This window comes from Streptomyces brevispora (assembly GCF_007829885.1).
In the GTDB taxonomy this organism is placed as follows: Bacteria; Actinomycetota; Actinomycetes; order Streptomycetales; family Streptomycetaceae; genus Streptomyces; species Streptomyces brevispora.
The window spans coordinates 916,095-936,179 of record NZ_VIWW01000001.1 but is presented as its reverse complement, the minus strand read 5'-3'; the positions used below and the strand labels follow the sequence as shown (position 1 = coordinate 936,179).

The 20,085-nt window shown below is 72.0% G+C and carries 13 protein-coding genes and 1 pseudogene; 7 read left to right on the top strand and 7 right to left on the bottom strand.

Features of this window, described 5'->3' with window-relative positions; genetic code table 11:
* The first annotated feature begins 3 nt into the window (after positions 1-3).
* From trpB to lgt, 4 genes are all read left to right on the top strand, one after another.
* Positions 4-1,242, top strand: a complete 1,239-nt coding sequence (gene trpB / locus FHX80_RS04365; RefSeq protein ID WP_145762941.1) for a tryptophan synthase subunit beta — start codon at positions 4-6, stop codon at positions 1,240-1,242.
* The gene (trpA, locus tag FHX80_RS04360) at positions 1,239-2,069 is read left to right on the top strand and encodes a tryptophan synthase subunit alpha (RefSeq protein ID WP_145762940.1); all 831 of its coding nucleotides are present in this window, start codon (positions 1,239-1,241) and stop codon (positions 2,067-2,069) included. Before trpB ends, trpA begins: the two co-directional genes overlap by 4 nt.
* A gap of 75 nt (positions 2,070-2,144) precedes the next feature.
* Positions 2,145-2,972: a DsbA family protein gene (locus FHX80_RS04355; RefSeq protein ID WP_145762938.1), complete on the top strand. Its 828-nt coding sequence runs from the start codon at positions 2,145-2,147 to the stop codon at positions 2,970-2,972.
* 98 nt (positions 2,973-3,070) lie between these two features.
* On the top strand, positions 3,071-4,123 hold the full coding sequence (gene lgt / locus FHX80_RS04350) for a prolipoprotein diacylglyceryl transferase (RefSeq protein WP_145762936.1): 1,053 nt from the start codon (positions 3,071-3,073) through the stop codon (positions 4,121-4,123).
* A 163-nt stretch (positions 4,124-4,286) separates the two neighbouring features.
* Here lgt and FHX80_RS04345 read toward each other — a convergent pair whose 3' ends face one another.
* The 7 genes and pseudogenes from FHX80_RS04345 to FHX80_RS04310 all read right to left on the bottom strand — a co-directional run.
* Positions 4,287-5,114: an HpcH/HpaI aldolase/citrate lyase family protein gene (locus tag FHX80_RS04345; RefSeq protein ID WP_145762934.1), complete on the bottom strand. Its 828-nt coding sequence runs from the start codon at positions 5,112-5,114 to the stop codon at positions 4,287-4,289.
* On the bottom strand, positions 5,111-6,310 hold the full coding sequence (locus FHX80_RS04340; protein WP_145762933.1) for a CaiB/BaiF CoA transferase family protein: 1,200 nt from the start codon (positions 6,308-6,310) through the stop codon (positions 5,111-5,113). The genes FHX80_RS04345 and FHX80_RS04340 overlap by 4 nt, the downstream gene beginning before the upstream one ends.
* A complete protein-coding gene (gene rbsK / locus FHX80_RS04335) occupies positions 6,307-7,191 on the bottom strand; it encodes a ribokinase (RefSeq protein ID WP_145762931.1) in 885 nt (294 codons plus the stop codon). The genes FHX80_RS04340 and rbsK overlap by 4 nt, the downstream gene beginning before the upstream one ends.
* Positions 7,188-8,570, bottom strand: a complete 1,383-nt coding sequence (locus FHX80_RS04330) for an ADP-ribosylglycohydrolase family protein (RefSeq protein ID WP_145762929.1) — start codon at positions 8,568-8,570, stop codon at positions 7,188-7,190. The genes rbsK and FHX80_RS04330 overlap by 4 nt, the downstream gene beginning before the upstream one ends.
* A complete protein-coding gene (locus FHX80_RS04325; RefSeq protein ID WP_145762927.1) occupies positions 8,567-9,769 on the bottom strand; it encodes an ADP-ribosylglycohydrolase family protein in 1,203 nt (400 codons plus the stop codon). Before FHX80_RS04325 ends, FHX80_RS04330 begins: the two co-directional genes overlap by 4 nt.
* On the bottom strand, positions 9,696-11,006 hold the full coding sequence (locus tag FHX80_RS04320; RefSeq protein WP_244318131.1) for an ADP-ribosylglycohydrolase family protein: 1,311 nt from the start codon (positions 11,004-11,006) through the stop codon (positions 9,696-9,698). The genes FHX80_RS04325 and FHX80_RS04320 overlap by 74 nt, the downstream gene beginning before the upstream one ends.
* Before the next feature lie 383 nt (positions 11,007-11,389).
* Positions 11,390-12,517 (bottom strand): annotated as a pseudogene (locus FHX80_RS04310) (ADP-ribosylglycohydrolase family protein); the annotation flags it as partial.
* A gap of 264 nt (positions 12,518-12,781) precedes the next feature.
* Here FHX80_RS04310 and FHX80_RS04305 point away from each other — a divergent pair.
* From FHX80_RS04305 to FHX80_RS04295, 3 genes are all read left to right on the top strand, one after another.
* Positions 12,782-13,516, top strand: coding sequence for a VIT1/CCC1 transporter family protein (locus tag FHX80_RS04305; RefSeq protein ID WP_145762925.1), 735 nt, complete (start codon positions 12,782-12,784; stop codon positions 13,514-13,516).
* 435 nt (positions 13,517-13,951) lie between these two features.
* Positions 13,952-18,520: a glutamate synthase large subunit gene (gene gltB, locus FHX80_RS04300; protein ID WP_145762923.1), complete on the top strand. Its 4,569-nt coding sequence runs from the start codon at positions 13,952-13,954 to the stop codon at positions 18,518-18,520.
* Entirely contained in the window at positions 18,513-19,973 is a 1,461-nt protein-coding gene (locus tag FHX80_RS04295; protein WP_145762921.1) for a glutamate synthase subunit beta, read from the top strand. Before gltB ends, FHX80_RS04295 begins: the two co-directional genes overlap by 8 nt.
* Positions 19,974-20,085 lie beyond the last annotated feature (112 nt).

The following is a 20,085-nucleotide window of genomic DNA, read 5'->3' as shown; positions in this document are numbered from 1 at the left end:
CGGATGTCATCTGACTTCTTCATTCCGGACCCCGAGGGTCTGATCCCCAGCGCCGAGGGCTACTTCGGCGCGTACGGCGGCAAGTTCATCCCGGAGGCGCTCGTCGCCGCCGTGGACGAGGTCGCCGTCGAGTACGACAAGGCGAAGGCCGACCCGGCCTTCGCCGCCGAGCTCAACGAGCTCATGGTCAACTACACCGGCCGGCCCAGCGCCCTGACCGAGGTGCCGCGCTTCGCCGAGCACGCCGGCGGCGCCCGGGTCTTCCTCAAGCGCGAGGACCTCAACCACACCGGTTCGCACAAGATCAACAATGTGCTGGGCCAGGCGCTGCTCACCAAGCGCATGGGCAAGACCCGGGTCATCGCGGAGACCGGGGCCGGCCAGCACGGCGTCGCCACCGCGACCGCCTGCGCCCTCTTCGGCCTCGAATGCACCATCTACATGGGTGAGATCGACACCGAGCGGCAGGCGCTGAACGTGGCGCGGATGCGCATGCTCGGCGCCGAGGTCATCTCCGTGAAGTCCGGCTCCCGCACGCTCAAGGACGCCATCAACGAGGCGTTCCGCGACTGGGTCGCCAACGTGGACCGCACGCACTACCTCTTCGGCACGGTCGCGGGCCCGCACCCCTTCCCCGCCATGGTCCGCGACTTCCACCGCGTCATCGGCGTGGAGGCACGGCGGCAGATCCTGGAGCGGACCGGCCGGCTGCCGGACGCCGCGGTCGCCTGCGTCGGCGGCGGCTCCAACGCCATCGGCCTCTTCCACGCCTTCATCCCGGATGCGGGCGTCCGCCTCATCGGCTGCGAGCCCGCCGGACACGGTGTGGAGACCGGGGAGCACGCGGCGACCCTGACCGCGGGCGAGCCCGGCATCCTGCACGGCTCGCGCAGCTACGTCCTCCAGGACGAGGAGGGCCAGATCACCGAGCCGTACTCGATCTCGGCCGGTCTGGACTACCCGGGCATCGGCCCGGAGCACGCGTACCTGAAGGACATCGGCCGCGGCGAGTACCGCGCGGTCACCGACGACGCGGCCATGCAGTCGCTGCTGCTGCTCTCCCGCACCGAGGGGATCATCCCGGCCATCGAGAGCGCACACGCGCTGGCCGGCGCCCTGGAGGTCGGCAAGGAACTCGGCAAGGACGGCCTGATCCTGGTCAACCTGTCCGGCCGCGGGGACAAGGACATGGACACGGCGGCGCGTTACTTCGGGCTGTACGACGCGGAGGAGGCCAAGTGAGCGGGCAGACCGGGCACGCCGGGAACACGGCACTGCTGAGTGCGACGCTGGCCAAGGCGAAGTCGGAGGACCGGGCGGCGCTGATCGCCTACCTGCCCGCCGGCTTCCCGACGGTCGACGGCGGCATCGCGGCCATCAAGGCGGTGGCCGCCGGAGGCGCCGACGTCGTCGAGGTGGGTCTGCCGCACAGCGACCCGGTGCTCGACGGCCCGGTCATCCAGACCGCCGACGACATCGCCCTGCGCGGCGGCGTGAAGATCGCCGACGTGATGCGCACGGTCCGTGAGGCGTACGAGGCGACCGGCATCCCGATCCTGGTCATGACGTACTGGAACCCGATCGACCGGTACGGCGTCGAGCGCTTCACCGCCGAACTCGCCGAGGCGGGCGGCGCCGGGTGCATCCTGCCCGACCTGCCGGTCCAGGAGTCCGCGCTGTGGCGCGAGCACGCCGGCAAGCACGGTCTCGCGACCGTCTTCGTCGTCGCGCCCAGCAGCAAGGACGAGCGCCTCGCCACCATCACGGCGGCCGGTTCCGGCTTCGTCTACGCCGCTTCGCTGATGGGAGTCACCGGCACCCGTGTCTCGGTCGGCGAACAGGCCCAGGAACTGGTGAGGCGCACCCGCGCCACCACCGGGCTCCCGGTCTGCGTCGGCCTCGGCGTGTCCAACGCGGAGCAGGCCACCGAGGTGGCCGGTTTCGCCGACGGGGTCATCGTCGGCTCCGCCTTCGTCAAGCGGATGCTGGACGCTCCCGACGAGGCGGCCGGCCTGGCGGCCGTCCGCTCACTGGCGGCCGATCTGGCCGAAGGTGTTCGAAAGCGCTGACACCGGGCGTAACCCGAACGGGTGGACCTGGGGCCGGGGAGGCACGAGAGTGCCTCCCCGGTTCGTTGCTGCGGTGTGAGCGAGAAGAACCAAGAGGGAAAAAGGGCCGCGCGAGACCGGCTGATCCAGCAGCGTGAGCAGACGAAGGCGCGAGAGCGCCGCCGCCGCACGCTGATCGTCTCCACCGCCGTGGTGGGTGTCCTGGCGCTGGCCGCCGTCGTCGGCGTGATCGCCGCGAACAGCGGCGGCAAGAGCAGCAAGGACAAGGCATCGGGTCCCGTCGTCGCGCCGTCGGGCGCGACCGGCAAGGACAGCCTGGCCATCCAGGTGGGACCGGCCGACGCCCCGTCCACGCTCACGATCTGGGAGGACTTCCGCTGCCCGGTCTGCGCCCAGTTCGAGAACGCGTTCCGGGACACGATCCATGGGTTGGAGCAGAGCGGGCAGCTCAAGGTCGAATACCACCTGGCCACGCTGATCGACGGCAACCTCGGCGGCAGCGGCTCCCGCAAGGCCGCCAACGCGGCGGCCTGCGCCCAGGACGCGGGCAAGTTCCCCGCGTACCACGACGTCCTGTACCGCAACCAGCCGCAGGAGTCCGATGACGCCTTCGGCGACAACAGCAAGCTGATCGACCTGTCCAAGAAGGTCGACGGGCTCGACACACCCACCTTCCGCAGCTGTGTCGACGACGGCACGCACGACAGCTGGGTCCAGAAGTCGAACACCGCGTTTCAGAACGGCGGCTTCCAGGGCACGCCGACGGCGCTGCTCAACGGTGAGTCGATCTTCCCCAAGAAGGGGAACGAACCCATCACCGTGGCCAACCTGAAGAAGTGGGTCACCGAGGCCAACAAGGGCAAGCATCCGGGCACGGCCACCCCCGCACCGACGGGGTCCTGAACGGCGCAATCCTGGGGAATCGATGACCGGCTCGTTACCCAGACGTTGTCGGGCGGGTTGCCGTACCTCCCGCCCGGCAAGGTAGCGTCGACCCTGTCATGGACCTTGCCTACATTCCCAGCCCGTCGACCGGTGTGATCGATCTCGGACCGATCCCGCTTCGCGGCTACGCGTTCTGCATCATCATCGGTGTCTTCGTCGCCGTCTGGTTCGGCAACAAGCGCTGGGTCGCCCGAGGGGGCAGAGCCGGCACTGTTGCCGACATCGCCGTCTGGGCCGTGCCCTTCGGCCTTGTCGGCGGCAGGCTCTACCACGTCATCACCGACTACCAGCTGTACTTCAGCGACGGTGAGAACTGGGTCGACGCCTTCAAGATCTGGCAGGGCGGCCTCGGCATCTGGGGTGCGATCGCGCTCGGCGCGGTCGGTGCCTGGATCGGCTGCCGCCGCCGCGGTATCCCGCTGCCCGCCTGGGCCGACGCGCTCGCCCCCGGCATCGCCGTGGCCCAGGCCTGCGGCCGCTGGGGCAACTGGTTCAACCAGGAGCTGTACGGCCGGGCGACCGACGTCCCGTGGGCGCTGAAGATCAGCGAGGGCCCCAACCGGGTGGCGGGCACCTACCATCCGACGTTCCTGTACGAGTCGCTGTGGTGCATCGGCGTGGCGGTCCTCGTGGTCTGGGCGGACCGCCGGTTCAAGCTCGGGCACGGGCGGGCGTTCGCGCTGTACGTCGCGTCCTACTGCGCCGGTCGGGCGTGGATCGAGTACATGCGCGTCGACGAGGCCCACCACATCCTGGGCCTGCGCCTGAACGTGTGGACCGCGCTGATCGTGTTCGTGCTGGCGGTGGTCTACATCGTGATCTCGGCGAGGGTACGGCCGGGGCGCGAGGAGATCGTCGAGCCGGACGCGGTGGACGCGGCGGACGCGGCGGACGCCGGAGGCGTCGAGGACGCGGAGTCCGGCGAGGCGGAGTCCGGCGAGACGAAGCCAGGCGAGGCGGATACCGGTGACGCGGATACCGGTGACGCGAAGCCCGGTGATGCGAAGGCCAATGACGCGGTGGCCAGTGACGATTCCGGTGACGCCGGGGTCGAGTCCGATGCGCAGGGGTCGAAGACGAGCGGCGCGGCGGAGACGGCCAAGGGCTGACACCGGCACACACAACGATGAGCGAGGGGCCGCCGAACCATTCGGCGGCCCCTCGCTCATCGATGCGCACCGCGACCACCGTCGCCGGGGCGTCCGCGATCGCCGGACGGCTCGATTCGGCCGGCGATCGAGGACAAAGCCGCCGCCCGCGAGCGCGGCCCCGTCAGCGCCGGCCGGCCACCACCGTCCGCCCGGCCAGCGCGAGCGTGCGGCGGGCCGAGGCCACCACCGCCGCGTCCACGAAGCGGCCGTCCGGCAGGGCCAGCGCACCCGCCTCCTTCCGGGCCGCCTCGACGATCTCCTGCGCCGCCTCGATCTCCTGCGGCGTCGGCCGGAACGCCCGCTCGATCACCGGAAGCTGCCGGGGGTGGATCGCCGCCCGGCCGAGAAACCCCAGCCCCCGCCCATGGACGCAGGACGCCCACAGGCCGCCCAGGTCCCGGACGTCCGGGAACACCGACTGGGCGGGCGGGGCCAGCCCGGCCGCCCGGGCCGCGACCACCGTCCGGCTGCGTGACCAGTCGAGCCCCGTGTCGTCCCGCACTCCCAGATCGGCCCGGAGATCCGCCTCACCCAGGGCGATGGAGCGAACCTGTGGGTGGGCGGCGGCCACCGAGTACGCGTGCTCGATGCCGAGCGCCGACTCCAGCAGCGGACAGAGCGCGACCCCGGGGGCCAGCGCCGCGATGTGATGGACGGAGGCCGCATGCGTGATCTTCGGCAGCCGTAGCTCGGCGAGGCCCGGCAGCCCGGCCAGGGCCAGGACATCGGCCTCGGCGTGGACCCGGACATGGACCGGCACCGCGCCGGCGTCCGCGGGCCCGGAGAGGAGCTCCGCGGTGGCCGCCCGCGCGTACTCCTTGCGGTCCGGGGCCACCGCGTCCTCCAGATCCACGATCACCACGTCCGCCCCCGACTCGCACGCCTTGCGCACCACGTCCGGCCGGTCCCCGGGGGCGTACAGCCAGGTGAGGGGGGTCAGCGCGGTCACAGGACCCGCTCCGCCCGCAGCGCCGAGATCTCCGGGCCGCTCAGGCCGAGCCCGGTGAGGATCTCCTCGGTGTCCGCCCCGTGCGGCCGGCCCGCCCAGCGGATCGCCCCCGGGGTCCCGGAGAGCCGGAACAGGACGTTCTGCATCCGCAGCGAGCCCAGCTCGGGGTCGTCGACCTCGGTGATGGAGCCCAGCGCCCGGTATTGCGGGTCGTCCATCACGTCGCGGATGTCATGGATGGGTGCGATGGCCGCCTCCGCCTTCTCGAACGCGGAGATCGCGTCGTCCCGGGTGTGCCGGGCGATCCAGTTGCCGACCGCCTCGTCGAGTACCTCGCAGTGGTCGGCGCGGGTGGTGCCGGAGCCGAACCACGGCTCGTCGATCAGCTCCGCCCGCCCCACCAGGCGCATCACACGCTCGGCGACGGACTGCGCGGAGGTGGAGACGGCCACCCACTGCCCGTCCGAGGTGCGGTAGGTGTTGCGCGGGGCGTTGTTGCGGGAACGGTTGCCGGTGCGCGGCTGGACGTAACCGAGCTGGTCGTACCAGAGCGGCTGCGGGCCGAGCACCGTCAGGATCGGTTCGATGATCGCCAGGTCGACGACCTGCCCCTCACCGGTGCGCTCCCGCCCGGCCAGTGCGGTCATCACCGCGAACGCCGTGGCGATCGCCGCGATCGAGTCGGCGAGCCCGAACGGGGGCAGCGTCGGCGGTCCGTCCGGCTCCCCGGTGATCGCGGCGAATCCGCTCATCGCCTCCGCGAGCGTGCCGAAGCCGGGCCGGTGCGCGTACGGGCCGAACTGGCCGAAGCCCGTGACCCGGGCCAGTACCAGCCGCGGGTTGACGGCGCGCAGCTCCTCCCAGCCCAGCCCCCACCGCTCCAGCGTGCCCGGCCGGAAGTTCTCGATGATCACATCGGTGTCGGCGGCGAGCCGCAGCAGGATGTCGCGGCCGCCGGGCCCGGACAGGTCGAGGGTCATGGTGCGCTTGTTGCGGCCGAGCAGTTTCCACCACAGGCCGATGCCGTCCTTGGTGGGACCGTGCCCCCGGGACGGATCGGGCTTCTGCGGATGCTCGACCTTGATCACCTCGGCGCCGTAGTCGCCGAGCATGGTGGCGCACAGGGGGCCCGCGAAGAGCGTGGCGAGATCGATGACCCGGAGCCCGGTCAGGGGCGCGGCCGCCGGCCCGGTCACGCGGCGTCGATTTCGCTGCGGTACGGCATGGAGGTCGAGGCGCCGGGCTTCTGAACGCAGAGCGCGGCGGCCGCCGACGCCCAGGCGACGGCCTGCGGTACCGGCCGGCCCTCGCCGATCGCCACCGCGAGCGCCCCGACGAAGGTGTCCCCGGCGCCGGTGGTGTCGACGGCGGTGACGGCGGGGGCGGGGAAGTGGACGGCCGTGCTGCCCCGGGCCGCGTACAGGCACCCCTTCGAGCCGAGGGTGATGACGACCGCGGGCACATGGCTGAGCAGGACCTCCGCCGCCGCATGCGGTTCGGTGTGCCCGGACAGCTCGGCCGCCTCGTGCTCATTGGGGATCAGCAGGTCGACGCAGTCGAGAAGCTCGTCGGACAGCTGCTGCACGGGCGACGGGGTGAGCAGCACCCGTACGCCCTGGGCATGACCGGCCCGCGCCGCCTCGATCACGGCGGACAGCGGCAGCTCCAGCTGGAGCAGCAGCAGATCGGCGGCGGCGATGGCGGCGATCTCGCCCGGACCGAGCGCGGTGACGACGCCGTTCGCGCCGGGGATGACCACGATCGCGTTGGAGCCCTTGGCGTCGACCACGATGTGCGCGGTACCGCTGGGCCCCTCGGCGGTGTGCAGCAGGTCCGTGTCGACGCCCGAGTGCTCCAGGTTCTCCCGCAGCCGGTGGCCGTACTCGTCGTTGCCGACCGCGCCGATCATCACGACGTCGCCCCCGGCGCGGGCGGCGGCGACGGCCTGGTTGGCCCCCTTGCCGCCGGGGACGGTGCGGAACTCGCGTCCGGTGACGGTCTGTCCGCGCTCCGGGGCCCGGTCGACGTAGGCCACAAGATCCATATTGGTGCTGCCGAGCACCGCGATACCGGTCATGGGCGGAGTGCCTCCTGATGGGTGAGCCGGTGGGTCAGGTCGGCGAGGGTGTCGAAGCCGACCGAGTCGAAACCGGGGACGGACGTGGCGAGACGGTTCTTCAGCGGGGTGGTCCAACGGTCGGGCAGCGCCTCGGGCCGCCCGGCCAGCAGACCGGCGAGCGAACCGGCGGTCGCCCCGTTCGAGTCGGTGTCCCAGCCGCCGGACACCGCACGGCAGACGGAGCCGGTGAAGTCTCCGTCGGCGTGGGTGAGAGCGGCGGCGAGCAGAGCCGCGTTGGGCAGCACATGCACCCAGTGATACCCGCCGTACCCGTCGTGGAGCCGGTCGACGACCGTATCGAAGCAGGACTCGTCGCGGGCCGCCGCGACACCGTCCCGTACGGCCTGCGCGAACCGTGAGCGCGGAGGTACGACCCTGAGCCCGGTGGCCAGACAGCCGTGGACGTCGGCCTCGCCGCCGGCCGCCTCGGCGAGCGCCGCCGCGGTGAACATCGCGCCGTACACCCCGTTCCCGCTGTGCGTGAGGACCGCGTCCCGGTGGGCCTGTTCCGCCGCAGCGGCCGGGTCGCCGGGGTGTGTCCAGCCGTGCACATCGGCCCGGATCAGGGCCCCGATCCACTCCCGGAACGGGTTGCGGTACAGGGCGGTGTCCGGCGGCTCGAATCCGTCGAGCAGATTGCGGTACGCGACCCGTTCGGCGGTGAACGTCCGGCCCGCCGGAAGCTCCTCCAGCCAGAGCCTGCCGACATCGGCGGTGCTGAAGGACCGGCCGTAGCGCTGGAGCAGCACCACCGTCAACAGCGGATAGTTGAGATCATCGTCCTCCGGCATCCCGTCGATGTTCTCGGCGAGCGAGGTGGCCGCGGAGCGCCGGTTCCAGGGGTAGGTGGCCGACAGGCCCGGGGGCAGCCCCTTGGCGGTGAACCAGGTGGAGAGCGGCCAGTTCCCGGTGGCGCGGGCCAGGGCCCGGATGCCCTCCAGCGGCAGCTTCTCGACCGGCTTGCCGAGCAGACAGCCGACGGCGCGCCCCAGCCAGGCCGCGTGCAGCCGGTCGTGGCCCACGGCGGTCAGGTCCGCGCGGGGGCCCGGCCACTGCGGACAGGCGGCCCGGATCGCATCGAGGCCGGTCGGCTCGTCTTCGGCCAACGGCGATTCCAGCAGGGCGAGTTCGTCCAGCAGATGCTCGGCGACCGCGCGCAGCCCGGGCGATGCGGGGTGCTCGGAGGCGCCCGCGCGGTCCGGGGCGGGCGATCCGCCGGCCTCGTACCACCGGCGCTCGATGTCCCGGGCGTCCCTCCCGTCCTCGGCGGCCTGCCGCAGCTCGTGCCCGACCAGGTCCTCCGGCTGTACCCAGGTGGCCCGCACCGTCGTGTTCACGGCGTGCCCGTCAGCGCGGCGAAGGCGGCCTCGTGGGCGCGGCGGCGGGCCGTGTCGTGTGCGAACACCTCGCGCGCCACCTCCGTCAGGGCCCGTGCCGGGGCGTGCAGATCGAGGCGGCTGGCCGCGGCGACCGTGCTCACCCAGTCGGCGGGGATCGCCCGTTCGCCGTGGAGCGCGCCCGCGACGGCGCCGCTCATGGTGGCGATCGAGTCGCAGTCCCGCCCGTAGTTGACCGAGCCGAGGACCGTGCGCCGGTAGTCCCCGTCGGCGACGAGCAGCATGCCGAGCGCGATAGGGAGTTCCTCGATGGCATGCAGCCGGGAGGGGCGGCGGGCGCCGAGCGAGGGGGCGCGGTAGTCGGGGCCGACGGTGTCGAAGGGGGCGACGGCCTCGCGCAGCGGGGCCAGGGCGGACTCGAAGTCCCGGTACCGCGCGGCCGTTTCGCACACCGCCTCGATGGCGGCCCGGGTGCCGTCCTTGGCGAGCGACAGGCAGGTCGCGACGACCGATGCGGGCGTCGCCCCCGGCGCGCAGGCCGCGGCGACGGCGGCCGCGAAGACTCCGGCCGCCTCCCTTCCGTACGACGACTGGTGGGCGCCCGCGATGTCCAGCGCCTCGGCGTAAGCGGCCCGCGGATGGGCCGCGTTCACCAGGCCGACCGGCGCCATGTACATCGCCGCCCCGCAGTTGACGATGTTCCCCGAGCCCGCCTCGCGCGGGTCGACATGGCCGTAGTGCAGCCGGGCGACGATCCACTTCTCGGCCAGGAAGATCCGTTGGAGCGGCAGTGCCTCGGCCTCCAGCTCCGGAATCCAGCGGGGGTTCGAGATCAGCTCCGGTACGAGGTGGTCGGCGACGGAGTACGCGTCGAGATGACCGCGTACCTTCCCGTACACCCGGACCAGCGCATGGGTCATCAAGGTGTCGTCGGTGACGTGCCCGTCGCCCTTGTGGTACGGGGCGATGGGGCGGGCGGTACGCCAGTCGTCGCCGTCCCAGGGGCCGACGACACCGGTGATCCGCCCGCCGTGGCGTGCCACGATCTGCTCGGGGGGCCGGCCCTCGACCGGACCGCCGAGCGCGTCGCCGACGGCGGCGCCGACGAGCGCGCCCGTGATCCGTTCATCGAGCGTGAGCGCCGTCGGTGTCATGGGCGGTGCGGATCTCGTGGGCGCTGTGGGCGCGGTGGATGTCATGTCCGAATTGTCCACCCGGGGGTGCTGGTTCCGTGTCTGCCAGCAGCCCGGCGAGTTCCATCAGATCCGTGCCCGCGAAACGGGGCAGCGCGCACCCCGCCAGGGTCCGGCAGGCCTCGCGCCAGCCGTCGGGCACGGTGGCGATGCCACCGAGCGCACCCGTCAGCGCACCGGCCAGGGCGGGCGCCGAATCGGCGACCCGGGACAGGCAGGCCGCGGACGGTACGGCCTGCGCGATCTGGCCGCGGGCCGCGGTGGCCAGGGCGAGGGCGACCGGGACGGTCTCGGCCGCGGCGATCCCGTAGCTGTAGACGTGGTCGACGATCTGATGCTCCAGCACCGGTACGAGGGCGAAGGCACCGGCCGTCTCGCCGGCGAAGTCGCGGGCGATCCTGACCGCGTGGGCGGCGTTGCGGGCGATCTCGGTGCCTTCGGGGAGCTGCGCCAGAGCGGCGTTCACCGCCGTGTCCACGTCCGCCCCGCCGAGCGCCTCGGCGATCGCGGCGGCCATCGCCCGCGCACCGTGCACCCCGTCGCCGTCCTGGGTGTAGCGCGCGTCGAACTCGGCGAGGTCGGCCGCCGCGGCGGGGTCCCCGGGGTGGACGACGGCGAGCACGGCGGCCCGTACGCACGCGGCGTCGTCGAAGTAGTGCGGGTTGTCGTGCCCGGTGGCGGGCGGGCGCAGCCCGGCGGCCAGATTGCCGAGCCCTGCCCGGACCGAGATCCGGGCCCGCAGCGGCAGGACCGCCGACTCGACCTCGGGTGCCCGCGCGGCGGCCGCGGCGACCTCGGCGGCCAGCGCGTTCCATGCGACGTCCACCGCGGCCCGCATCCGGCGGCCGGGGGAGAGGCCGTGCAGCGGACCCGACGCGGAGGTGAGCACCGTCCCGGCGGCGAACGCCGCCCATTCGGCGTCGTCGGACGGGCCGAGCCGCAGGGGTTCGGGCGGCTGGTTGAGGGCGATGGGGACGGGCAGTGTGGTGGTCGCGTTCTGCTCGGCGAAGGTGTCGAGCTCGCGGGTGAGGCGCCGGGTCCACTCCGGCATCCGGGCCGCCCGGTGCCGCGCGGCCGGCCACCCCGCGGCGTCCCCGGCGGCCAGCCCGAGCAGCAGCCCCTCGATCCGGGCCCGCCGCCCGGTGTCCGGCGGGCCGGGGGGCGGTGCGGCCGGGGTGCTGCCGTCGCGCCCGCGCGTCGCGTCGGGGTGCCCGGCGGATGAGGTGTCCCTCGCCGTGGTCATCACCCCACCGCCGTTCGGCCCGCGACGGGGACCGATGCGAGGTCCTCGGGGGCGCCGGAAACCGGGCCAAGCGGGTCGCACGGGTCGCACGGGCCGCACGGGCCGCATGGGTCACACGGGGCGCATGGGTCACACGGGCCGTCCGGGTCGAGCGGGTCGCCAGGGCCGCATGGGTCACACAGGCCGTCTGGGCCGTTCGGGGCGCATGGGTCACACGGGCCGCATGGGTCACACGGGTCACACGGGGCGCATGGGTCACACGGGCCGTCCGGGTCGCCCGCGAGCCCCGGTTTCCCGCTTCCGGGACGCGCGCCGGGCGGTTCGCTGCCGTGCTCCGGCTTCCCGTCTCCGGGCCAGGCCGGGCCGGGCGGCTCGCCTCCGTACCCCTCCCCGCCCCGTTCGTCCGCCTCCGCCGGGGTGAGCAGCTCCGCGATGTCCAGGACGTGGTAGCCGCGCATCGACGGGAGACAGCTGCCCCGGACCGGGCCGATCGCCTGCGCCCAGGGGAGCGGGATGGCCGAGGCCCCGTGCAGCGCCCCGGCCAGGGCGCCCGCCACCGCGGCCGTGGTGTCGGCGTCGCGGCCCATGTTGACCGCGGTCAGCACCGCCGTACGGAAGTCGCCGCGCGCCGCGGCGAACGCCCCGAAGGCCAGGCCCACCGCCTCGGGAGCCAGGTCCGTCCACGGGTAGCCGCCGACGACCACGGCCGAGCGCACCGCGCGTTCCATCGTGAGCCGGTCGGGGTACGTGCGCTGGGCGGCCGTCACCGCGCGGCGCAGCGAACGCGCCGTCCAGGAGTCCATCGGTACGACGGAGAGCGCGGCGGCGATCACGGAGGTGACCCCGGCCCCCGTCATCGCGGCCGCCACCCCGGCCGCCACCGCCTGGCCGCCGTAGATGCCCTCGCCCTCATGGCTGACCCGGCCGTCCACCGCGACCAGCCGGGCCGCCTCGGCGGGCCGGCCCGCCGCGAAGACGCCGAACGGCGCCGCCCGCATCGCCAGACCGTCGCTCCAGGCATGCCGGTGCTGGGCGGAGATCGGGGCGGCCAGACCGCGGCGCAGGTTCTCCAGCGTGCCGCGCTCGCTGAAACCGGCACCGCGGAACGGGCCCTCGTCCAGGTCGGCGATCCACAGCCGCCAGGCCCGTTCGACATGGGTGACGGTCAGCGCCGAACCGTGCCGGGCCAGCAGCAGCCCGGAGAAGATCGCGTACTCCGTGTCGTCGGTGCCCGCCGGGTCGTCGCTCACGAAGCCCTCGATCCGCCCCCACCGGCGGCGGATCTCGGAGGGCCGCATGTTCTCCGCTGGGGCGCCCAGCGCGTCGCCCACCGCGAGGCCGAGCAACGAACCCCTGGCCCGGTCACCCGGACCGCCCCGGGCCGTTTCGCCCGGGGACGGCGCCGAGGGGCGCCGTCCCCGGGCCGTTTCGCCCGGGGACGGCGCCCCTCGGACCGCCGCCCGCGTGCCGTTCGTTCGCGGCGCTGCCGGATTTCCTGCGATCAGCTCCATCGCGTCGACCCTTCGCTCGTACCGAGCCAGTTCTCGTACCTGTGGGATCTGTGCCACGCGGAGCCAGGACAGAGGCCGACAATCACAACAAAAGGGCCACTCGGATGACGGTCTTCGGACAGCAAGGCAAGCCGTACCTACCTGGTCACGGACAGTGGTAAGTACGGCCTGCCTTGCTGGCGGGGGCCATTTTTCGTGCGTATTTTCGATGGTGTCGAGCGGGGGCGGAGCGGGTTGGACCCGCTGCTGGAGAAGAGGAGAGCTGTGTCCATCATCGAGACCGACGCCGTACTGCACGAGGCGCACCGGGACAACCACACCCACCGTGATGTGAACGGTGGCTGGCTGCGGCCCGCGGTGTTCGGTGCCATGGACGGTCTCGTCTCGAACCTCGCCCTGATGACCGGTGTCGCGGGCGGTGCGGTCTCGCACCGGACGATGGTGATCACCGGACTGGCCGGTCTGGCCGCGGGCGCCTTCTCCATGGCGGCCGGCGAATACACCTCCGTCGCCTCGCAGCGTGAGCTGGTGGAAGCCGAACTCGACGTCGAGCGGCGGGAGTTGCGCAAGCACCCGCTGGACGAGGAGCGGGAGCTCGCCGAACTCTACGAGTCCCGCGGTGTCGAGCCCGGCCTCGCCCGCGAGGTCGCCCGGCAGCTGTCGCGCGACCCGGAGCAGGCCCTGGAGATCCACGCCCGCGAGGAGCTCGGCATCGACCCGGGTGATCTGCCCTCGCCGCTTGTCGCGGCCGTGTCCTCGTTCGGCGCCTTCGCGCTGGGCGCCCTGCTGCCCCTGCTGCCGTATCTGCTCGGCGCGAGCGCGATGTGGCCGGCCGTGGTGCTCGCCCTGATCGGCCTCTTCGGCTGCGGTGCGGTGGTGGCCCGGGTGACGGCCCGCAGCTGGTGGTTCAGCGGACTGCGCCAGCTGCTGCTCGGCGGCGCGGCCGCCGCGATCACCTACGGCCTGGGCATGCTGTTCGGCGTCGCCGTCGGAGGCTGACACACCCCGGGACCCCACCTCCCGTTACGGGCCTGATTCCGGACCGCGGTCCCCGGTCCGGAATCAGGCCCGTGACGTGTGCGCCATCGGTGTGACGTACGTCCTGGCACCCGCCACTGGGCGGGACGGGCTCACGCGACGTAAAATGAGACTCTATGCAGGGCTGCACATAAGTAGTCGTTACCCGGCGGTTTCATTTCCTCTCCCGCCGGGCATGAGGCGTAGACACCGCAGGCAACGACGCCTGCTCTCTGCGGTCTCCCGGGCGCCGATCCTCCGACTGCGACCCCCTCCACCGCCCTCGCGGTGTCCGTATGTTGGAACGAGCTTTCCGCTTCTTGAGAAGCGTCCCATCATGGAATCTGCACCAAATTTCGCAGAGGGCCAGAGTCGTCCCTCGGCTGTTCATATGCCACGACGACGACGGGAGAGCCGATGCGCACCGACGCCTGGTCGCCCATGGACGGTCGCCCCGCCCAGCAGGGGATGTACGACCCCCGCAACGAGCACGACGCCTGCGGCGTCGGGTTCGTGGCCACTCTGACCGGTGTGGCCGGTCACGAGCTGGTAGAGCAGGCGCTGACCGTACTGCGCAACCTCGAACACCGCGGCGCCACCGGATCCGAGCCCGACTCCGGTGACGGCGCCGGAATCCTGCTCCAGGTACCCGACACCTTCCTCCGCGCAGAGGTCCCCTTCGACCTCCCCGAGGCCGGTGCCTACGCCGTCGGCATCGCGTTCCTGCCCGCGGACGACTCCACAGCAGCCGTCCGCGGCCTCGAGAAGATCGCCGCCGAAGAGGGCCTGAAGGTCCTCGGCTGGCGCGACGTCCCGGTCACCCCCGACATCCTCGGCAAGGGCGCCCGCGCCACCATGCCCGAGTTCCGTCAGCTCTTCGTCGCGGACGGCGAGAGCACCGGGATCGTCCTGGACCGCAAGGCCTTCGTACTGCGCAAGCGCGCCGAGCGTGAGACCGGGGTCTACTTCCCGTCGCTCTCCGCCCGCACGGTCGTCTACAAGGGGATGCTCACCACCGGGCAGCTGGAGCCGTTCTTCCCGGACCTCTCCGACAGCCGGTTCGCCACCACGGTCGCGCTGGTCCACTCCCGCTTCTCCACCAACACCTTCCCGAGCTGGCCGCTCGCCCACCCGTACCGCTTCGTCGCGCACAACGGCGAGATCAACACGGTCAAGGGCAACCGCAACTGGATGAAGGCCCGCGAGTCCCAGCTGGCCTCCAGCCTCTTCGGCACGGAGCAGCTGGACCGGATCTTCCCCGTCTGCACCCCGGACGCCTCCGACTCGGCCTCCTTCGACGAGGTCCTGGAGCTGCTCCACCTCGGCGGCCGCTCGCTGCCCCACTCGGTGCTGATGATGGTCCCGGAGGCGTGGGAGAACCACGACTCCATGGACCCGGCCCGGCGCGCGTTCTACCAGTACCACGCCACGCTGATGGAGCCCTGGGACGGCCCGGCCTGCGTCACCTTCACCGACGGCGTCCAGGTCGGCGCGGTCCTCGACCGCAACGGTCTGCGCCCCGGCCGCTACTGGGTCACCGACGACGGACTCGTCGTCCTCTCCTCCGAGGTCGGCGTCCTGGACATCGACCCCGCCAAGGTCGTCCGCAAGGGCCGCCTGCAGCCCGGCAAGATGTTCCTCGTCGACACCGCCGAGCACCGCATCATCGAGGACGACGAGATCAAGGCGTCCCTCGCCGCCGAGCAGCCCTACCAGGAGTGGCTGGAGACCGGCGAGATCGAGCTGGAGGACCTCCCCGACCGGGAGCACATCGTGCACACGCACGCCTCCGTCACCCGCCGCCAGCAGACCTTCGGCTACACCGAGGAAGAGCTCCGCGTCATCCTCGCCCCGATGGCCCGCACCGCCGGCGAACCGCTCGGCTCCATGGGCACGGACTCGCCGATCGCCGCACTGTCCGCCCGCCCCCGGCTCCTCTTCGACTACTTCACCCAGCTGTTCGCACAGGTCACCAACCCGCCACTGGACGCCATCCGCGAGGAGCTCGTCACCTCGCTGCGCTCCACGCTCGGCCCGGCGGGCAACCTGCTGGAGCCCACCGCCGCCGCGTGCCGCAGCGTCACACTGCCGTTCCCGGTGATCGACAACGACGAGCTGGCCAAGCTCATACACATCAACGCCGACGGCGACATGCCGGGCATGAAGGCCGCCACGCTCTCCGGTCTCTACCGGGTCGGCGGCGGGGCCGACGCACTGGCCGCGCGGATCGAGGAGATCTGCACCGAGGTCGACGCCGCCATCGAGGACGGTGCCCGACTGGTCGTCCTGTCCGACCGGCACTCCGACGCCGAGCACGCGCCGATCCCGTCGCTGCTGCTCACCTCGGCCGTCCACCACCACCTCATCCGCACCAAGCAGCGCACCCAGGTGGGCCTGCTGGTCGAGGCCGGTGACGTCCGCGAGGTCCACCACGTCGCGCTGCTGATCGGCTTCGGCGCCGCCGCGGTCAACCCGTACCTGGCCATGGAGTCCGTCGAGGACCTGGTCCGGGCCGGCACGTTCATCGAGGGCATCGACGCCGAACAGGCCATCCGCAACCTCATCCACGCGCTGGGCAAGGGCGTCCTGAAGGTCATGTCCAAGATGGGCATCTCCACCGTCGCCTCCTACCGCGGCGCCCAGGTCTTCGAGGCCGTCGGCCTCGACCAGGACTTCGTCGCCCAGTACTTCCACGGCACCGCCACCAAGATCGGCGGCGCCGGACTCGACGTCGTCGCCAAGGAGGTCGCCGCCCGGCACGCCAAGGGCTACCCCGCCTCCGGCATCTCCGCCTCGCACCGCGCGCTGGAGATCGGCGGCGAGTACCAGTGGCGCCGCGAGGGCGAACCGCACCTCTTCGACCCGGAGACGGTCTTCCGCCTCCAGCACGCCACCCGCAACCGCCGGTACGACATCTTCAAGAAGTACACCGACCGGGTGAACGAGCAGTCCGAGCGGCTGATGACGCTCCGCGGCCTGTTCGGCTTCAAGTCGGACCGCGAGGCGATCGACATCGACGAGGTCGAGTCCGTCGCCGACCTCGTCAAGCGCTTCTCCACCGGCGCCATGTCGTACGGCTCGATCTCCCGCGAGGCGCACGAGACCCTCGCCATCGCCATGAACCAGCTGGGCGGCAAGTCCAACACCGGCGAGGGCGGCGAGGACGCCGACCGGCTGTACGACCCGGCGCGCCGCTCCTCCATCAAGCAGGTCGCCTCCGGCCGCTTCGGTGTGACCAGCGAGTACCTGGTCAACGCGGACGACATCCAGATCAAGATGGCGCAGGGCGCCAAGCCCGGCGAGGGCGGCCAGCTGCCCGGCCACAAGGTCTACCCCTGGGTGGCCAAGACCCGGCACTCCACCCCGGGTGTCGGCCTGATCTCCCCGCCGCCGCACCACGACATCTACTCCATCGAGGACCTGGCTCAGCTGATCCACGACCTCAAGAACGCCAACCCGGCGGCCCGCATCCACGTGAAGCTGGTGTCCGAGGTCGGCGTCGGCACGGTCGCCGCCGGTGTCTCCAAGGCACACGCGGACGTCGTCCTCATCTCCGGCCACGACGGCGGAACGGGCGCCTCCCCGCTCACCTCGCTGAAGCACGCGGGCGGCCCCTGGGAGCTCGGACTCGCCGAGACCCAGCAGACGCTGCTGCTCAACGGCCTGCGCGACCGCATCGTCGTGCAGACCGACGGCCAGCTCAAGACCGGCCGCGACGTCGTCATCGCCGCACTGCTGGGCGCCGAGGAGTTCGGTTTCGCGACCGCGCCGCTCGTCGTCTCCGGATGCGTCATGATGCGCGTCTGCCACCTCGACACCTGCCCGGTCGGCATCGCCACCCAGAACCCGGTCCTGCGCGACCGCTTCTCCGGCAAGGCCGAGTACGTAGTCAACTTCTTCGAGTTCATCGCCCAGGAAGTCCGCGAGATCCTCGCCGAGCTCGGCTTCCGCACGATCGAAGAGGCCGTCGGCCACGCCGAGCTCCTGGACACCGACCGTGCGATCACGCACTGGAAGGCCCAGGGCCTCGACCTGAAGCCCCTGTTCCACGTCCCCGAGCTGGCCGACGGCGCCGTCCGTCACCAGATCGCCGAGCAGGACCACGGCCTGGCCAAGGCCCTCGACAACGAGCTGATCAAGCTCGCCGGCGATGCCCTGAAGGCCGACAGCGCCGAAGCCGCCCAGCCGGTCCGCGCACAGATCGCGATCCGCAACATCAACCGGACCGTCGGCACCATGCTCGGCCACGAGGTCACGAAGAAGTTCGGCGGTGCGGGCCTGCCCGAGGACACCATCGACATCACCTTCACCGGCTCCGCCGGCCAGTCCTTCGGCGCCTTCCTGCCCAGCGGTGTGACGCTGCGCCTGGAGGGCGACGCCAACGACTACGTCGGCAAGGGCCTCTCCGGCGGCCGCGTCATCGTCCGCCCGGACCGCGGCGCCGACCACCTCGCCGAGTACTCCACCATCGCGGGCAACACCATCGCCTACGGCGCCACCGGCGGCGAACTGTTCCTGCGCGGCCGCACCGGTGAGCGGTTCTGCGTCCGCAACTCCGGCGCCACCGTCGTCTCGGAAGGCGTGGGCGACCACGGCTGCGAGTACATGACCGGCGGACACGCCGTCGTCCTCGGCGAGACCGGACGCAACTTCGCGGCCGGTATGTCGGGCGGCGTCGCCTACGTCATCGACCTCGACCGCGACCACGTCAACGTCGGGAACCTCGGCGCGGTCGAGGAACTCTCCGAGACCGACAGGCAGTGGCTGCACGACGTCGTGCGCCGCCACCAGGAGGAGACCGGATCCACGGTCGCCGAGAAGCTGCTGGCCGAGTGGGACAGCGCCGACGGCGGTGTCTCCCGCTTCAGCAAGATCATCCCGTCCACCTACAAGGCAGTGCTCGCCGCCAAGGACGCCGCTGAGCTCGCCGGTCTCTCCGAGCAGGAGACCACCGAGAAGATGATGGAGGCGGCGACCAATGGCTGACCCCAAGGGCTTCCTGACCACCGGCCGCGAGGTCGCCCAGACCCGCCCCGTGGACGAGCGCGTCAAGGACTGGAACGAGGTCTACGTTCCCGGCTCGCTGCTCCCGATCATCAGCAAGCAGGCCGGCCGCTGCATGGACTGCGGCATCCCGTTCTGCCACCAGGGCTGCCCGCTCGGAAACCTCATCCCCGAGTGGAACGACTACGCCTACCGCGAGGACTGGACGGCCGCGTCCGAGCGCCTGCACGCCACGAACAACTTCCCGGAGTTCACCGGGCGGCTCTGCCCGGCCCCGTGCGAGTCGGCGTGTGTACTCGGCATCAACCAGCCCGCCGTCACCATCAAGAACGTCGAAGTCTCCATCATCGACCAGGCGTGGGACCGCGGCGACGTCACCCCGCAGCCGCCCGAGCGCCTCTCCGGCAAGACCGTGGCCGTCATCGGCTCCGGCCCGGCCGGACTCGCCGCCGCCCAGCAGCTGACCCGGGCCGGCCACACCGTCGCCGTCTACGAGCGCGCGGACCGCATCGGGGGCCTCCTCCGCTACGGCATCCCCGAGTTCAAGATGGAGAAGTCGCACATCAACCGCCGCATCGAGCAGATGCGCGCGGAGGGCACCAAGTTCCGCACCGAGGTGGAGGTCGGCAAGGACGTCGACGCCGCCAAGCTGCGCCGCCGCTACGACGCCGTCGTCATCGCCGCCGGTGCCACCGTCTCCCGCGATCTGCCCGTCCCGGGCCGCGAGCTGAACGGCGTGCACTTCGCGATGGAGTACCTGCCGCTCGCCAACAAGGTGCAGGAGGGCGACCTGACGGTCTCCCCGATCACCGCCGAGGGCAAGCACGTCGTCGTCATCGGCGGCGGCGACACCGGCGCGGACTGCGTCGGCACCGCCCACCGGCAGGGCGCGCTCTCCGTCACCCAGCTGGAGATCATGCCCAGGCCCGGCGAGGACCGGAACGCCAACCAGCCCTGGCCGACCTTCCCGATGCTCTACAAGGTCACCTCCGCGCACGAGGAGGGCGGCGATCGGATCTACTCCGTCTCCACCACCCACTTCGAGGGCGACGAGGAGGGCAACGTCCAGTCGCTCCACCTCATCGAGGTAGAGTTCACGGACGGCAAGCTGGAACAGAAGCCCGGCACCGAGCGGACGATCCCGGCACAGCTGGTCACCCTCGCCATGGGCTTCACCGGCACGGACCAGGCCAACGGTCTGGTCCAGCAGTTCGGCCTGGACCTCGACGCGCGCGGCAACATCGCTCGTGACGACGACTACGCTACCAACGTCGGCGGTGTCTTCGTCGCCGGTGACGCGGGTCGCGGCCAGTCCCTCATCGTGTGGGCCATCGCCGAGGGCCGCTCCGCGGCACGCGGCGTGGACCGCTTCCTGACCGGGGCCAGCGCACTGCCGTCCCCGATCCGCCCGACGGACCGTTCCATGATGGTCTGATCACGGCACACCAGACGTCCCGTACAACGGCGTACGGAACTGAACGCGGCGCCTGCCCGTCCCCGACCGGACGATTCGGCAGGCGCCGTGGCGCGTCCCGGGGCAGGTCCCC

Bases quoted from the DNA above. Each gene is read 5' to 3' on its own strand.
- trpB (WP_145762941.1), top strand. From the start codon at position 4: ATGTCATCTGACTTCTTCATTCCGGACCCCGAGGGTCTGATCCCCAGC.
- lgt (WP_145762936.1), top strand. From the start codon at position 3,071: ATGGACCTTGCCTACATTCCCAGCCCGTCGACCGGTGTGATCGATCTC.
- rbsK (WP_145762931.1), bottom strand. From the start codon at position 7,191: ATGACCGGTATCGCGGTGCTCGGCAGCACCAATATGGATCTTGTGGCC.
- FHX80_RS04325 (WP_145762927.1), bottom strand. From the start codon at position 9,769: ATGACATCCACCGCGCCCACAGCGCCCACGAGATCCGCACCGCCCATG.
- FHX80_RS04320 (WP_244318131.1), bottom strand. From the start codon at position 11,006: ATGACCACGGCGAGGGACACCTCATCCGCCGGGCACCCCGACGCGACG.
- gltB (WP_145762923.1), top strand. From the start codon at position 13,952: ATGCGCACCGACGCCTGGTCGCCCATGGACGGTCGCCCCGCCCAGCAG.
- FHX80_RS04295 (WP_145762921.1), top strand. From the start codon at position 18,513: ATGGCTGACCCCAAGGGCTTCCTGACCACCGGCCGCGAGGTCGCCCAG.